The sequence below is a fragment of the Rheinheimera fenheensis genome (assembly GCF_039871805.1).
Classification (GTDB): Bacteria; Pseudomonadota; Gammaproteobacteria; order Enterobacterales; family Alteromonadaceae; genus Alishewanella; species Alishewanella fenheensis.
Genome location: NZ_JBDPJM010000005.1, coordinates 52,538 through 68,423 on the forward strand (window position 1 = coordinate 52,538; position 15,886 = coordinate 68,423).

Sequence of the window (15,886 nt, forward strand, 5' to 3'; positions counted from 1 at the left end):
AAGACTCCGAACGAAATAACTAAAAAATTTAGGGTTGCCTGTTAAGGAGCGACGAAATGTCGCCCCGGCATTGTACAAAGTTGCTTAAGATCTCAGCAATAGGGCAGGCTAAATATATTTTAGCCCAGTAAGCTGTTTAGTGGCTGCGGCCGGCTAATGGCGTAGCCTTGCACATAGTCAATGCCAATCAACCTGAGTGCCTGTTCAATCTCTGTGGTTTCGACATATTCAGCAATCGTTAGCATGTTCATTGCCCGTGCGACCTCGTGGATCGATTTCACAATGGCTTTATCGTAAGGGTCGTCCAGCAAATCACGCACAAAGTGGCCGTCAATTTTGACAAAGTCAGCCGGGAAGTGTTTTAGGTAACCATAAGATGAAAAGCCGCTGCCAAAGTCGTCTAAGGCTATTTTGCAGCCCTGAGCGCGAAAATGCTCAATAAAGGCCAGGGTGTTTTGTAAATTCACAATGGCGACACTTTCTGTAATTTCAAAGCAAATGCGTGTAAAAGGCACCTGATACTGCACAAACAGCTGCTGAACATCGTCTTTAAACGTAGGGTCAAGTAATGAGTTACCAGACAGGTTAATGCTACACAATGTCAGTTGCTGCAAATGCTGTGGATACTGCTGCAGCCAGCGAAAATACTGCTTAATTACCCAGCGGTCTATTTGTGGCATCAGACCATAGCGCTCGGCAGAGCTTAAAAAACTGGCCGGTGTAACAAGCTGACTGTTGTCGGCCTGCAATCGCAGCAGTAACTCATAGCAATCACCACCATCGCCACCGTTAAGTGCTTTAATCGGCTGTTGAAACAGCACAAATTTATCGTCCTGTACTGCCTGGCGTAGCTGACCTACCCAGTGCAGTTCAGCCTGATGGCGCTGGGTATCTTCATCATGTTCATCAAACAACTGAATGCGGTTGCGGCCTTTTTCTTTGGCAATGGCGCAGGCGGCATCAGCTTTTTTCAGTACGCTATCAGCGCTGCTGTCGTCGCGGCGGATTTCGGCAATACCAATGCTGATACTAATAGTATGCACACTGTCCTGCCAGATAAAACGGAACTCGCGCATCGCATCGAGCAGGCGGTAGGCCAGTGAAAACGCCTCATTGGCGTTTTTGCCTGCCAGCAGAATACCAAACTCGTCGCTGTCCAGCCTGGCCAGCGGGCCGTTATGATGGGCAGTGCGTTTAAGCAGTTCGGCCAGTTGCTTCAGTAAAGCGTTACCGGCACTGTGACTGCAGCTGTTGTTAACCAGCTTAAACTGGTCAACATCAATATAGAGCACGCAGCCTTTGTCTTCACCACTTTGCTCGCACAGTACCTGCAGTTGTTTATCAAAATAGTAGCGGTTATACAGCGCCGTGAGTGCATCATGATTGGCCAGATAAGCCAGCTGCTCATGGGCAAGCTTCTGTTCGGTGATATCAATCACAGAGCCGTGTACAAAGGCGGGCCTTTGGTTGTCCGACGCAGCCAGACGCACTGACATGAGCGCCCAGAACGGGCTGTTATCACCGCGCAAACCCCGTATTTCAAAGCTTTTGCTACTGCCTTGCTCCAACTGCTTGAGCATATACTGGCGCTCGGCAGGATCGGCATAAAAGCGGGCCATACCGGTACCGGCGATAGCCTGTTTCAGCTGTTCCAGGCTGGCATAACCGAGGATGTTCAGCAGCGCCTGGTTGGCATTGATCAAACGGCCGTCGAGGGTAGTGGTAAACATGCCTTCAACCGCATTGTGGAAGATTTCTTTGTACTGCTGCTCTGCTGCTGCCGGACGGCTAGTGTCGAGTACCGGTTGAAACTTGTATAACGTAAAGCTGGTTAATGCCAGGCTTAACAGCACCAGCGAAAATAAAATATAAGCCCAGTTGATGCCGCCGTGCAGATAACCGGCCTGGTTTAACGTCAGTAGCAGTGCGCTTATCAGTGTCAGCACACAAGCCCAGATAAAACTTTTCGCCTGCGCTGCGCCAGCCATACTGACCCGCAGTGCCAGCAAAAGATTACTGCCCAGCACCCAGCTGATGGCAATAAACAATAGCTGCAACCTGAACTGGCCGCTGGCAAATAGTGGGCTAAACAGCAGCAACAAGGCACTAAAGCTGCTGATCTGGCTGCAGCGGTACCACCAGCTGCCAGAGAGGTTTGTCAGGCCAAAACGCATAAATAAGTTTAGGCACAATAAGCAGGCGCCAACGGCAATATACAAAATGGATTGGTTAATCTCAGGGTAATCTGGCCACAGCAGCGCAAACGCCATGCCGTTTAAAATGGCCACTACCAGGGCAAAGCTGGCGAAAAAGCCACAATAATAAAGGTAATGCGCCTGCTGCTGCCGGGCAAACAGCATCAGGTTATACAGCGCCAGTAAGATGAGAATGCCCTGTAACACACCGTCGAGCAGCGCTTGTTGCTGCTTGGCCGCCATAAAGTGTTCGTGTTGCCATAGCAGTACTTCAGAGGGCACAACGGCAGCGTCCTGCACCTTAATAAAAATGTCGGTTTCGCTGGCCGGTTTCAGGTTTAACGCTACAGCGAAGCTGCGATAGGGCAGCGCCCGTTCGCTGTACGGATAGGCATTGCCACTGCGGCTAAGTAGCCGAACATCCTGGTTTTGCCGGTCTACCTGATAAATCTCAATTTTATCGGCTAGTGGAAAGTCATACTCCAGAATGCTTTGCAGCGTGCGGTTGCTGCTATTGCTCAGGCGGGCAAATAACCATACCGCCTGATCCCCCTGAAACAGCACTTTTTGCTGTTTGCTGAGTAAGCTAAAACTATGATGGTAAGCCGGATCGGCCAACAGTTCGTCTAAGGTCAGCGTGGAAGGTGTGGCCAGGTAGTAAAGTTGCTGTAATTGCTGACGCGCAGGTTGAGGCTGGCTGATACTATTGGTTTGTGCATGAAATGCCTGTAGTGTCAGGCTGTATAACCAGCAGCATAACAACAGCAGATAAACGGCAAACTTCACTCCAGACACTCCTTGTTGCGCGTAGCCATGTTAATAAATTGGGCGCTAAACAGTAACATACCGCAGCTAAACATGTCAGCAGAAAAACCCGGCTGGCCGACACTACGCCAAGCATTGCGGGGCTTTTTTCTCTGCCGCGCATGGTGTACTTTAGTTTTAACGTAATAAAACAATAAAAAGGTGCCCTGATGAAACACATGCTATTGATCACAGTGATGTTGTTCGGCGCTGCCGGTGCAGCCGCTGCCGATATTGATGCCGGCAAAGCTAAAGCTGCGGTATGCGCCGCCTGCCATGGTGCGAATGGTATTTCAGTGATCCCTGATTACCCCAATCTGGCTGGGCAAAAAGTACGCTACCTGGAAGCGTCGATTAAGGCTTATCGTGACGGCGAGCGCAAAAACCCCATCATGTCACCGATGGCCTCAGGTTTGAGCGATGCGGATATTGCCAATATTGCCGCTTATTTTGCCAGTCTACCTGCCGGCGGCTGAGGGGGCTTCTTCCGCCAGATAATCGGCTATCTCATCTAAAAAGTCGGCGCCATAGCGCGCCAGCTTGGTTTGGCCCACACCTGACACCGCCAGAAAGCTAGTTTTGTCAGTGGGCAATTGCTGACACATATCAATCAGGCTGGCATCACTAAATACGACAAAAGGCGGCACATCATCGCGCTCGGCAATACGTTTGCGCAGCGCTTTTAAGCGAGCAAATAACAACCTATCGTACTTTTGCACGGCGCGTCGCTCAGGCTCGCGTTTCACGCTTTGTAAGCGCGGCACCGCCAGCATCAGCTCTGTTTCACCGCGCAGTACCGGTCTCGCCGCTGGCTGCAGCTTTAATACCGAGTGGGCGGTAATATCCTGCTGTAGCAGGCCAAAATGTATCAGCTGGCGCAAAATGCTTAACCAGTAGTCGTGGCTTAAATCTTTGCCCAGGCCCCAGGTCGACAGCTTATCATGGCCAAGCTCGATGATTTTCTGGCTATGACCGCCACGCAGCACTTCAATAACATGATGCATGCCAAAGCTCTGGCCGACGCGGTACACGCAAGACAGTGCCTTTTGCGCAAGTTCGGTAGCATTAAACTGCTGTGGCGGCTGCAGGCAAATATCACAGTTGCCGCAGCGGGTTTGGCGCGCCTCGCCAAAATAATTCAGCAGTACCTGACGCCGGCAGGTTTGTGCTTCGGCAAACGCCGCCATGGCCAAAAATCGTTGCCAGGTCACTTCGGCGCGTTGCTGGTTTTCTTCACTGTCGAGCCAGCGCTTCATGCGGCCTATATCGGCCGGATCAAACAGCAGCACGGCCTCGGCAGCAACACCATCACGACCGGCGCGTCCGGTTTCCTGATAATATGCCTCGATGGTGCGGGGGAGCTCAAAGTGCACCACAAAACGGATATTGGACTTATTCACTCCCATGCCAAAGGCCACGGTGGCAACAATGAGCTGGTAGTCATCGCGTTTAAAGGCGTCCTGCACCTGGTTACGCTCGTCGCTGCTAAGGCCGGCATGGTAAGCCGCCGCGTTAAAGCCGCGCTGTTTTAGCTGCTCGGTCAGCTCATCTACTTTGCGCCGCGAGCTGCAATATACGATGCCACTGGCACCGTCCTGTTGCTGCAGGTAGCTTATCAGCTGTTCGGTGGGGCGAAATTTTTCCTGCACTGTGTAGCGGATATTAGGCCGGTCAAAGCTGCCTAAGTGCACATAGGGTTGTTGTAAATTAAGTTGCTGCAGAATATCCTGGCGTGTTGCACCATCGGCGGTGGCGGTAAGCGCCATTACCGGCACACCGGCAAAACGCTGCTTTAACAGCGCCAGCGCCATATAATCCGGGCGAAAATCATGGCCCCACTGTGAAATACAATGCGCTTCGTCTATGGCAAATAAACTGACGCCAACATCCTGCAGCCGGTCTAAAAACTGTGGTTGTAGCAGTCGCTCTGGCGCGACATAGAGCAGTTTTAAACTGCCCTGGCGCAGGCGGGCAAACACCTGCAGCACCTGCTCACGGCTTAGGCTGCTGTTGACAAACTCGGCTGCGATACCATTGGCTTTAAGCGCATCGACCTGATCTTTCATCAGTGACATCAAGGGCGATACCACTATAGTTACCTGCGGCAGCAACAGTGCCGGCAACTGATAACATAAAGACTTACCACCGCCGGTCGGCATCAGCACAAAGCTGTCCTGACCGGCCAAAGCAGCTGCAATTACTGCTTGCTGACCAGTACGAAAGTCGCTGTAGCCAAAATGCTGTTTTAGTAGGGGCAATAAATCGGCGTGCACGTTAAACCAAGGGTTGCTGTCAAACAGCCGTCATTCTAAAGCCTTAATGGCGTCGCCGGAACCGTTAATTGGCCTGTTATTATCAAACGCCGGGCCGGTTGGCCGGTTTTTGCCGACAAAGCCGCTGCGCGAAGAGCGTGTTGCCACGTATAATGGCCGCTCTTTCGCCGGAGTACCTTATGCCATTAAGCCGTGAACAAAAATTGGGCGGGCTGTTTGCCGCCAGTGCCTACAGCCTGTGGGGGCTGGCCCCGTTGTACTTTAAGCAAATTGACTTTATTCCCGCCAGTGAGATTCTTATTCACCGTATTGTCTGGTCCTTTGTGTTACTGCTGCTGGTACTATTGGCCTTAAAGCAAGTCGCTAAGGTTGTGGCGGTGCTGCGCCAGCCGAAGATGCTGGGTTGGTTATTGCTATCGGCGGTGCTGTTAGGCGGCAACTGGGGGCTGTTTATCTGGGCGGTAAATAACCAGCATATGCTGGATGCCAGTTTAGGTTATTACATCAACCCGCTGCTTAATGTACTACTGGGCATGCTGTTTTTGGGCGAGCGGCTGCGCCGCCTGCAATGGACTGCGGTCATACTGGCTACTAGCGGCGTGCTAATTCAGCTTGTTACATTTGGTTCGCTGCCATGGATAGCACTGACGCTGGCGGGCTCTTTTGCCATCTATGGCCTGATGCGTAAAAAGCTTAATGTCGATGCTATTAGCGGTTTGTTTATTGAATCCTTACTGCTGTTGCCGCTGGCGTTATGGTACTGGTATGCCTATGCCGACAGTAGCGCGGTAAACCTGTTGCATAACAGCGCCACCCTTAATAGCTATTTAATTGCCGCAGGTTTGGTAACGACGGTGCCTCTGCTGTGTTTTATTGCCGGTGCCCGCAGGTTACAGCTGTCTACCATGGGCTTTTTTCAATATATTGGCCCAAGCTGTATGTTTGTGTTTGGCGTCTGGTTATACCATGAGCCTTTTGCCGCAGAGCGGCTGGTTACCTTTGGCCTTATTTGGCTGGCGCTATTGCTGTATACCGCCGATGCCTGGCGACATAACCGCCGGCAAAGGCTGCAAAATACAGGCAAAATAGCGTAAGCTGGTACGCAGCTAACAGCAGGAGAAAAGAGATGGCAGGCAGCCTGGACCTGATTGCGGTACTTTGGTTTTTCGGTTTGTGGATTGGCTATACGTTGTTTGCTAAACGGCGGGCGAAAGTAGTTAGTTGCTTGTCATTTGAACTTAGGCGCAAACGCAATGACTGGATGCAAAAGATGCTGCTGCGCGACAACAAAATGGCCGATGTCGGGCTTATCTCAACCTTAGAGCGCAATGTTACCTTCTTTGCTTCCAGCACCTTACTGATCCTGGCGGGTTTGCTGACCGCCATGGCGTCGGCGGAAAAACTCAGCCTGATGTTATCTAACCTAGTGCCCTGGGCCAATTACACAGAGGGCGCAGTACAGTTAAAACTATTGCTGCTGGTGTTTATCTTCGTGTTTGCTTTTTTTCAGTTTACCTGGTCGCTGCGTCAGTATGGCTTTTGCGGCGTATTAATTGGCGCGGCACCTGATGGCCGCGGCATGACCAGTGACGAGCAGCTGCTGTACGCTAATCGCGCTTCTAAAGTGATTGATCAGGCCGGTCACTCGTTTAACTACGGCCTGCGCGCCATTTACTTTTCGCTGTCGGCACTGACCTGGTTTATCGACCCGCTACTGTTTATGGTGGCGTCGGTGGTGGTGATGCTGGTAATGAAGCAGCGCGAGTTTCACTCTAAGGTGCTAAAGGCGCTGCAGGAGTGTTAATTCACCGCCTTTCAGTAACGAAATACTTAATTATTAACTCTTTATAATTTTTTTGTCGGCGTGCTTTGAAAAGATCAGAGTAGACTTTTGCTGTGGGTTAAAGCCACAGAACGACAAACTGAATTGAGGGAGAGTTTATGCTTTTTGGGAAATTGATTTGGGTCATTTTTTTTATCGTAATGTGCAGTGTCAGTTCAGTTGTTTCTGCCAACCAATGTTTTGATGATGCTTACAAGGCAAGTGCAGCATGCGCTGCATATGAGTACAGTAACCTAACGATGTATTTTAAAGACAGTTATGGTACTGAGCACAAAGTACTCGTTAATCGGGTAGTTCAGAAGTCTAACCGGGTTTTGGTTCATGCTAACTATAGTTTCGTTGCAAAGTGTAATGAAGGTTGTGGCTCAGCCAACGACGTTGTCAATGATATGCTTTGGGCTTTCAGATCAGCAAATGTTAATAATGCATTTTATGAGAAAGTTATCTATGTTTGTAACCCTGCTGAAGAAGTATGTTGCGATGACACTAGTTGCACCGAAATATTGGGTGATGGAACTCGACAGAAAACTTTAACGACGAACCCGATACAAAGCGATGATACCACAACGGCAAAGACTCGCCGAAACGGCGACAGAATCGACAGAGCAATTGACCGAACAGAAGGTATTACCAATATTGTTGATAATACTCTGCGTATTGCATCAAATGGGCAGCAGGTTCAAGCTGATCTCTCACAAGTTGTATCTAAACCAATGCAATTTCAGATTAACGTGTCGACAACTAACGCTGTAACTGTTTGTGTCTCCACCGGCAGCTTTTGCCACGATATTGAGGGGACAGCAAGCGCTACAGACAGTACTGCGTATTTTGATTTAAGCCATCAACGTGGCCAAGATTTTAACGATAATTTAAGGGATTTTCTTGATCACACTTACAAACAAGATAGTGGGATGATTTGCCAGCAAAGTACCAGTTGTGACTCAGATGACAATTGCACCATTACTATGCGCTGTCAGAAATACTAAGAAGGATGATCAGCCCTGTTAAATTTAGCAAAAGGCCTTACTTTGGCCTTTTGCTTTTTTGGTGACAAAGGTTCGGCTAGCGAATTTCAAACGCCTGCACGACGCGGGCGACGCCTTCAACATGGCGGGCGATATCAACGGCTTTTTGTGCTTCCTGTACACTGACAATACCCATTAAAAACACTTCAGCGTTCTCGGTCACTACTTTAATGTTCAGGCCGCTGACCTGCTCGTCGGCTAACAGCTGCGTTTTAACTTTAGTAGAGATCCAGCCATCCCGGGTGCGGGTGGTCATGCCGGTGTTATTACCCAGCCTGATTTGGTTTTGCACGTCACGCACACCATCTATGCCGCGCACCAGCTGCTGCGCCTGCTGGCGGATTTGCTCGGTGCGGGTTTGGCCGGTTAACAGCACCACACCGTTATAGCTGGTGATATTAATGTTGCTGCCCTCGGCAGTTAATGGGTTGTCGGCCAGCGCGCGTTGTGCTTTTAGCACCACGTTTTTATCGTCGATCTGAGAGCCCAGGGTGCGCCTGTCGTTGGCAGAGGTAACGGCGGTTGCGCCACCGGCGACTACGGCCGCCGCGCAGCCTTGCAGTAACGCCAGCATGACACAAACAGCAATAAGCTTTAACGTATTCATAAATCTCCTTGTTGTGGAAACAACGTCATATCAATTAGCTCGCACAAGGTGTGCAGTAAAAAGGTGTAACATTCAAAAATGCGTGCGCGCCGGTGCGCCGGTACTTTTAGTTCAACGTCTTGCTGGTTCAGTAAGCCCGACAGCTCACCGCTGCCATCTACGGTTAGCGCAATAATTTTCATATCGTTAGTCAGTGCTGCTTCGACTGCTTTTATCAGGCTGGGTTCACTGCCACTGCTCGATACCACCAGCAACACGTCCTGGCTTTGGCCCAGCGCTTTAATTTGACGGGCCAGGTAATCTTGCTGATGGCTATGTTGCAGGCTGTTATTCTGGTTGCACAGCGCCAATGCCGGCAGACAGGGCCGCTCGGTTTCAAACTGGTCTAGCAGTAGCTGACAAAAATGGCTGGCCAGCGCACTGGTGGCCCCTTCGCCAACACAGATCACTTTGCCGCCGCTGACCAGATTGTTCACAATGACAAAGGCAGCGTTTTCCAACGGGCCAGACAGGCTTTCACCCGCGGCTATCATGGTTTGAATATTTTCACTAAAAAGCTGACGAATATGCTCTTGCATCAGGCTGTCCTGCGTAAGCGGGTTAGTATGGCCAGTTTACTGGCCAATGGCATTTTTAACCCAGTGATACTGAAACGGCGGCTGCCCCTCTATGGCCAGCACATCCAGCCGGCACGGCTGATCTGACAACCGGTGCTGCTGCAGATACCAGCGGCTGGCACGCAGCAACTTTTGTTGCTTGCTGTAGGTTACTGCCGCCATGGCCCCACCAAAGGCGGCACTGGCGCGGTATTTTACCTCGACAAACACTAAGGTGTCGCCATCGCGCATAATAAGGTCTATTTCACCGGCTTTACACTGAAAGTTGCTGCTAATTAACCGCAGGCCCTGCTGTTGCAGGTAGTCTGCAGCCAGCTGCTCATAGTGTTGGCCTAAGTTATTCATAATGACTTATTCATTTAGGCTTAGGGTTCCTGTAGCGGAACTAAGCGGTTATTACGATAAGCCGCCCAGCTAAGCTGCCGCACCAGGCTGCCGCTGGCGTCCAGTTGCAGCCGGCCGGTCAGGCCATAAAACACGGTAGCCGGCAGTTGTTGCTGCTGACGCAGGCTGCCCACCAGGTTATATGCATCGACGCCCATGGCGAACAAACGCTGCAGGGTTTCATCCTGCTCGGCAAACAGCTGCTGATATTGCTCGCGCAGCGCACGGCTGTTTTGTTCGGCCAGCATCCACGGCATTTCGGTAAAGGTTAAACCATTTAAGTCACGTAAATCAGTGCTGTCCAGGCTGGTGCTGTGGCTGCGTGAGCTGGCATACAGCGGTAAACGTGGAGCCGTCTGGCTAACCGAGACATCGACAAAGGGCTTAAATAAACGGGTTTGTACCGGATCGGCTATCAGATAAATGGCGTCTATATCCAGCCGGCTATGCGGGTCGGCTTCCAGTTTCTCCGGGATCAGGTTATTTAGCTGTTTTATCCGCTCGCGGCTTTTATCGGTCTCCAGCAACTGGCTGATTAATTGCTCAAGCTCGGCTTTATTGCCAAATTGATGCTGCTCGGGGGCGCTATGTCCCAGAGCTTGCCAGTGCGCGGCAAAACGTTGCTGCATACGCAGCGCAATATTGCTGTTAGTGCTTATCACTACCGGGCGCTGATAATTTTTTTGCGCAAACAGCTGGGCCATTTGCGTGGCTTCATCTTCCATACTGAGGGCAAAATAAAATTGCTCGGCTTTGGCCGGCGCGGCAGGCTCTTTACTGTTTAAAAACAGCGTAGGCCAGCGCCAGTTTTCGTCCTGGCTTAGCCGGTCTACCTGAGGTTTTAGCAAAGGCCCGATGACAAAGTCGGCGCCAGAGAGACGGACTTGCTCGACCAGTACTTCGTTCGGCTGTTGGCTGTCGATAAACACCAGCCCGGCGGCTTGCTGGGCGCTGGCAGCGGTTAAAATGCCATACTGAATGGCCTGCGCATGCTGGCGAAACTGTCCGCTAAGGGGAAGCAGCACGGCAATACGTTGTGGCTGGTAGGGCGTCAGGTTAAGTAACTGGCTAAGGGCCGCCGGCAGTGTCAACCGGCTGCTTAGCTGCACATGACGTAGTTGCCAGTCGGCAAAGGCCTGCTGTAAGGCCTCGGGTTTACCGATATAACGGCGGCTAAGCTGCGCCAGCTCTAACCAGCCAAGTGTGGCCTGATTAGCACCTGTGCGCAGGCTTTCTAACTGGCTGTCGCTAAGTGCCGACAGGCTTTGCCAGAGTAAATCCGGGTATTGCGGATAACGCACGGCACCGGTATCCAGCGCATCCAGTTGCAGCAGGTAACGGCTCGCTTGCACATAACGCTGCTGGGCTAACTGATAGCCGCCAGCCAGCCAGACAAACTCGGCCTGGTCGGCCTGCGGCAGTGCTTGCACGCTGACGTTATCCAGCAGTGTGCTGATACTGTGTTGCTGTTGGGTGGCCAGATAAGCTTTTAACAGTACCAGCGTGTTTTGCTGCACTATCATTGGGTAGCGACTGCTTTTCAGGTTTTCGCTGATGGCCAGCGCCAGCAAATAATCCTGCTCTTGCAGCGCCTGACGTGCAGCTTTTAACAGGTGATAATGCCTCGCTTCCTGCTGGTAATTGCCCGCCAGCTGATACAGTTGTCGCGCCGTTTGTTGGCTATCTTCAACCTTACTTAGCGGCTCATCGGGTAACAACACCGCTGAGCTGGTGGTAGGTGACGGGCGCTGGGCGCAGCTGGCAAGCAGTGCAGCGCTGGCGAGAAATAACAAGGGCTTTAATTTGCTGGAAGTCACAATGCGCAGTACCATAGCTGAAAATATGGGTCTTATCTTACTGAGACTGCCACCTAAGCTCAAATAAATAGCGTGTGTAAATCACAGAATGGCAAAACAAAACGGTTTTTTATATGTGGTCGCTACCCCGATTGGCAATTTAGATGATATGAGTCAGCGGGCTATTACTACATTACAGCAGGTTGACTGGATAGCGGCAGAAGACACCCGTCACACAGGCCGGCTATTGTCGCATTTGGGTATTAGCGCCAAAACCATAGCGCTGCATGATCACAACGAAAAGCAGCGCGCCGCCAGCATTATTCAAAAGTGCCTGGCTGGCGAGCATGTGGCGCTGGTATCAGATGCTGGCACGCCGCTGATCAGCGACCCCGGCTACAGCCTGGTGCGCCAGTGCCGCGACGCTGGCGTGCGGGTAATTCCTGTTCCGGGGCCATGCGCACTGATTACGGCGTTGTGCGCGGCTGGCCTACCGACTGATAAATTTCATTTTATTGGCTTTTTATTGCCGAAAAGCCAGCAGCGGCAAAACCAGCTGGCGGAAGTGCCGGCCGGCGTTGGCACCCTTATTTGTTATGATACAGCGCGGCGTATTAAAGACAGCCTGCAGGATGTAGCTGCTGTGTTTGGCCCTGAGCGGGAGTTAGTGCTGGCTAAAGAGCTGACCAAAACCTTTGAGCACCTGGAATATGGCACTGCTGCGCATATCTCGGCCTGGTTAGAGGCCGACCCGCAGCGCTGCCAGGGCGAAATGGTGCTGATGATAGCCCCAACGCCAAAAGCAGAGAGCGATATTAGCGAGGCGGAGCTTAGCACGCTGAAGTTATTACTGACTGAGCTGCCATTAAAAAAAGCAGCGGCGTTAACTGCACAAATTCATGGCGGCAAGAAAAACGCCTTATATAAAGTGGCACTGCAATTAACTGGTGAAACCGGGTAAAACCGGTATAATTGTCCGCGTGAGTTGGCCAAGACAATCGCTGCCTGTGCAAGCAGGGGGAGGAAAGTCCGGGCTCCACAGGGCAGGGTGCCAGGTAACGCCTGGGGGGCGCGAGCCTACGACCAGTGCAACAGAGAGCAAACCGCCGATGGCCCACGCAAGTGGGATCAGGTAAGGGTGAAAGGGTGCGGTAAGAGCGCACCGCGCGGCTGGTAACAGTTCGTGGCACGGTAAACTCCACCCGGAGCAAGATCAAATAGGCCCCCTTTGGCGCGGCCCGCGTTGGGGGCGGGTAGATTGCTTGAGGCTTAAGGCGACTTAAGTCCTAGAGGAATGATTGTCACTCTGGCAACAGAGCACAGAACCCGGCTTAATGGCTGGCTCACAGCAAATAGCAGAAAAACCGCAGCTGTAACAGGCTGCGGTTTTTTGCTTTTTATTGTAGCGCAGAACGATGACGCAGAAAAAAGCCCGCGCAAGGCGGGCAAAGAATTACCAGGTACAGCCGAGTAAATATGATAAAGCGTTACATAAACTTATATTCCAGTAACAGGGTATAAGCCCGGCCACGCGGATCTGCCACACGAGGTTCCCAGGCGGCACCGGCAGCAAAGTCATTTTGGTGTGCGGTAAACGGTGGGTCTTCATCAAACAGATTTTTGATACCAAAGGTCAGTTTCATATTCTCAATACCGGCATAACTTACGCTGTAGTTATAGGTAATGTACTCATCGACATTCGGGTTCCATTGTGACGGAATATAGGTTTCGTTACGCACACTGACCGGTAATTCATCTTTGTAGCCATCACGGTACAGCTGAGTCAGGTTGTGGCTCCAGTCGCCATGCACATAACTGAAGTTAAGGGTGTGCTTCCATTTAATCGGCAGGTTGTAGTAACGCACATACTCGCCAACTAAGTTTTCGCTGTAAGGTAAGCTGTCTAAACCTTTGGTTTTGAAGGTATCGATATAACTGGCGTTCAGGTTGATTTTCCAGGCACCGCCGGCCAACTCACCTGTCAGGTTCATATCCAGCTCGATACCCTGAGTTAATGAGCCGCCAGAGTTGATATAACGCCGGTCAATCGCCACCACTTCACCCTGGGCATTACGGATCCAGTTGGCCGTAAATAAATCGTAGTTGTCGATCAATACCTCGCGCGGTGCAGAGCGGATCGTGTCAGTACGTTCAATTTCCCACCAGTCCAGGCTAAAGTTAAAGTAATCGGTAGGGACGACAACGACACCGAAGCTTTTTTGCTCTGACTCTTCCGGCGCTAAGTCGGGTTTACCACCAAATAATTCAACCGGTTGGATGCGCTCACACCCCGCCACATTTTCATCAGCCACACCACCGGGGCAGCTTTGTGGGTCTGCCAAATCCAGGCCAGTGTAGGGTAACTCTGTTACGCCGTTGAATAGCTGGTTAAACGACGGCACTTTAAAGCCTGTACTAAAGGCACCGCGTATCAGCAGTTGCTCCAGTGGCTTGTAGCTAAACGATAATTTGGGATTGGTCGTGCTGCCAAAGCCATCATATTTGTCGTAACGGCCGGCCAGGGTGACTTCCAGCTGGTCGGTTACTGGCAGATAAAACTCAGCAAACACCGCTTTGATATCGCGGCTGACTTTATCCAGTACGTTAGCGTTATCAAAGGGGGCTAAAAATACTGGCCGCATTTCAGCGCGCTCGTCACCATCAAACTTAAACTCTTCGCGGCGCAAATCAGCGCCAAGTGCCATCATCACTTCGCCACCGGGGAGTGCAAAACCCACTTCACCTGATACAGTCGCATCAAGCTGAGTCATAATTGACTCACCACCATACAGCGTCACTCCACGGGCTGATGCGGCCTGCAATGCCGCTATACCGGCAGCACTCTGACTTTGTCCAGGTAAAAGAAAGGGGTCAACCAAGCCAGAGCCCAGAGCAGCCTGTAAGGCGTCAGTGTAGTAATATCCACCGCCGAGCACAGAGTCGGACTCGCTTGATGCACGTGAGAGGCCCACGTTGTAATCCCAGTCTGCGATGACACCTTCAACTGCCGCTAAAAAGCGATACGCCGTAGTGGTGGTGTCAATTTCGCGGCCACCGCAGTCCATACAGCGCCAGCGATAAGCGATAGGGGCGCCATAATTGAGCTGGTCTGCGCCAAAATAGCCGGCCAACGCGTTGTATATTCTGTCATAAGACGCGCCGGTGCTTGGGTACCAGGTATCTGGGCCAAAGGTTGAACCGGGAGAAATTTGGTAAGGCTCAAAAGCCTTACTGACATCGACTTCAGAGGCCACAAACTCTAATGTTGCGGTATGCATCTCCGCCAGTTTGAAGCTGGCGCGACCAATAAAATCGATACTTTCTTGTGGCTGCTGAATGCGGGCTGCTGCCGGATAATCCCAGGCACAGGCATAGCGGGACGACTCTGAGCTCCACAGTCGGTGATCATAAGGGCCCATATTCGGACCGCCGGTTTCGCAGCCCGCTCCACCCGGTAAATCGAGAATATTAATAGCGGTAACAGACTGGCCATCTAGTGGATCTATAAGGCCTGTGCCGATTAAGTTGGCATCGGTAGCGCCGCGGTTAAATACGGTGGCAAATGGCGTGCCGCGGGTATCAGGTGACAAGCCACGCTCTGGCTGGAAGGTATTGGAGAAATCACGATCTGTGCCCTCAAGCACCTCATTTTTCTTAAACGATAGGGTAGCAAAAGCATTCCAGCCATCTTTATTAATGTCGCCAGTACCAAAAAGGATATTACCGCGGTAAATATTGCCGCCACCGGCTTCGGTATGGTCGACGAAAGCCGAAACTTCTGCGCCGGTGTAGTCGCGTTTGGTAATAAAGTTAATTACGCCGCCGATAGCATCAGTACCGTAAACGGCAGAAGCGCCATCACGTAAGACTTCAACCCGCTCCAGCGCGGCAAAAGGGATAGAGTTCAGGTCAACCGCCCGGCCTTTTAAGCCATGGGTCGCGACGCGCCGGCCATTTAGCAGCACTAGCGTGGCATCAGCACCCTGGCCACGCAGGTTAGCGCCAGACACGCCGTTATTGCCGCGCTGCTCTTCAGAGACAATACCACCGTTACTGGCGAGGTTGTCTGATGAGTTACCGGCAATGTTCATTTGCAGTAATAATTGCTCGGCTGAGGTAATGCCGGCGGCATCAATATCGGCTCTGCTAAACACCGTGATAGGCAGTGCACCTTCCAGTGCCGTGCGCTTGATACTAGAGCCGGTAACCCGGATCCGTTCAACTTTGCTGTCGGCCTGGTCCGTCTCGCTTGCTGCTGTCGTTTCTTGAGCCAGCGCATGGCTGCTCAGGCCGGCGAGGGTAAGGGCCTGAATAAGTTTGGTCAACTTCATCACTTTCTCCT

General features: G+C 51.6%; 12 protein-coding genes and 1 other RNA gene. 6 read left to right on the forward strand and 7 right to left on the reverse strand.

Features of this window, described 5'->3' with window-relative positions; genetic code table 11:
• Nucleotides 1–119: 119 nt before the first annotated feature.
• Entirely contained in the window at nt 120–2,981 is a 2,862-nt protein-coding gene (locus tag ABGI61_RS09040; RefSeq protein ID WP_347600104.1) for an EAL domain-containing protein, read from the reverse strand.
• A gap of 188 nt (nt 2,982–3,169) precedes the next feature.
• Between ABGI61_RS09040 and ABGI61_RS09045 the strand changes: the two genes are divergently transcribed.
• Nucleotides 3,170–3,475 carry a c-type cytochrome gene (locus ABGI61_RS09045; RefSeq protein ID WP_347600107.1) on the forward strand — a complete coding sequence of 102 codons (306 nt, stop codon included), beginning with the start codon at nt 3,170–3,172 and terminating at the stop codon, nt 3,473–3,475.
• On the opposite strand, the gene recQ is transcribed toward ABGI61_RS09045, so the two are convergent.
• The gene (gene recQ / locus ABGI61_RS09050; RefSeq protein ID WP_347600110.1) at nt 3,458–5,272 is read right to left on the reverse strand and encodes a DNA helicase RecQ; all 1,815 of its coding nucleotides are present in this window, start codon (nt 5,270–5,272) and stop codon (nt 3,458–3,460) included. The genes ABGI61_RS09045 and recQ overlap by 18 nt on opposite strands.
• A gap of 179 nt (nt 5,273–5,451) precedes the next feature.
• Here recQ and rarD point away from each other — a divergent pair, with 179 nt between their 5' ends.
• The 3 genes from rarD to ABGI61_RS09065 all read left to right on the forward strand — a co-directional run bounded on the left by rarD (nt 5,452) and on the right by ABGI61_RS09065 (nt 8,101).
• Nucleotides 5,452–6,366 (forward strand): EamA family transporter RarD, encoded by a 915-nt coding sequence (rarD, locus tag ABGI61_RS09055; protein WP_347600112.1) that lies wholly within the window; start codon nt 5,452–5,454, stop codon nt 6,364–6,366.
• Between the two features lie 32 nt (nt 6,367–6,398).
• Nucleotides 6,399–7,076 carry a DUF599 domain-containing protein gene (locus ABGI61_RS09060; protein WP_347600114.1) on the forward strand — a complete coding sequence of 226 codons (678 nt, stop codon included), beginning with the start codon at nt 6,399–6,401 and terminating at the stop codon, nt 7,074–7,076.
• A gap of 137 nt (nt 7,077–7,213) precedes the next feature.
• Nucleotides 7,214–8,101, forward strand: a complete 888-nt coding sequence (locus tag ABGI61_RS09065) for a hypothetical protein (protein ID WP_347600117.1) — start codon at nt 7,214–7,216, stop codon at nt 8,099–8,101.
• A gap of 76 nt (nt 8,102–8,177) precedes the next feature.
• Here ABGI61_RS09065 and dolP read toward each other — a convergent pair whose 3' ends face one another.
• Genes dolP through ABGI61_RS09085 form a run of 4 tightly spaced genes read right to left on the reverse strand, consistent with a single transcriptional unit; the run spans nt 8,178 to nt 11,565 of the window.
• A complete protein-coding gene (dolP, locus tag ABGI61_RS09070; protein WP_347600120.1) occupies nt 8,178–8,747 on the reverse strand; it encodes a division/outer membrane stress-associated lipid-binding lipoprotein in 570 nt (189 codons plus the stop codon).
• Entirely contained in the window at nt 8,744–9,325 is a 582-nt protein-coding gene (locus ABGI61_RS09075) for an SIS domain-containing protein (protein ID WP_008218702.1), read from the reverse strand. The genes dolP and ABGI61_RS09075 overlap by 4 nt, the downstream gene beginning before the upstream one ends.
• Before the next feature lie 36 nt (nt 9,326–9,361).
• Nucleotides 9,362–9,709: a YraN family protein gene (locus tag ABGI61_RS09080; protein ID WP_347600124.1), complete on the reverse strand. Its 348-nt coding sequence runs from the start codon at nt 9,707–9,709 to the stop codon at nt 9,362–9,364.
• Nucleotides 9,710–9,729: 20 nt separating this feature from the next.
• A complete protein-coding gene (locus ABGI61_RS09085; RefSeq protein ID WP_347600127.1) occupies nt 9,730–11,565 on the reverse strand; it encodes a penicillin-binding protein activator in 1,836 nt (611 codons plus the stop codon).
• An 88-nt stretch (nt 11,566–11,653) separates the two neighbouring features.
• Here ABGI61_RS09085 and rsmI point away from each other — a divergent pair, with 88 nt between their 5' ends.
• Both rsmI and rnpB read left to right on the forward strand, forming a co-directional pair.
• Nucleotides 11,654–12,505 carry a 16S rRNA (cytidine(1402)-2'-O)-methyltransferase gene (gene rsmI, locus ABGI61_RS09090; protein WP_347600130.1) on the forward strand — a complete coding sequence of 284 codons (852 nt, stop codon included), beginning with the start codon at nt 11,654–11,656 and terminating at the stop codon, nt 12,503–12,505.
• Nucleotides 12,506–12,525: 20 nt separating this feature from the next.
• Nucleotides 12,526–12,894, forward strand: an RNA gene (gene rnpB, locus ABGI61_RS09095) — RNase P RNA component class A.
• A 137-nt stretch (nt 12,895–13,031) separates the two neighbouring features.
• Here the strand turns inward: rnpB and ABGI61_RS09100 are convergent.
• Nucleotides 13,032–15,875, reverse strand: a complete 2,844-nt coding sequence (locus ABGI61_RS09100; protein ID WP_347600133.1) for a TonB-dependent receptor — start codon at nt 15,873–15,875, stop codon at nt 13,032–13,034.
• Nucleotides 15,876–15,886 lie beyond the last annotated feature (11 nt).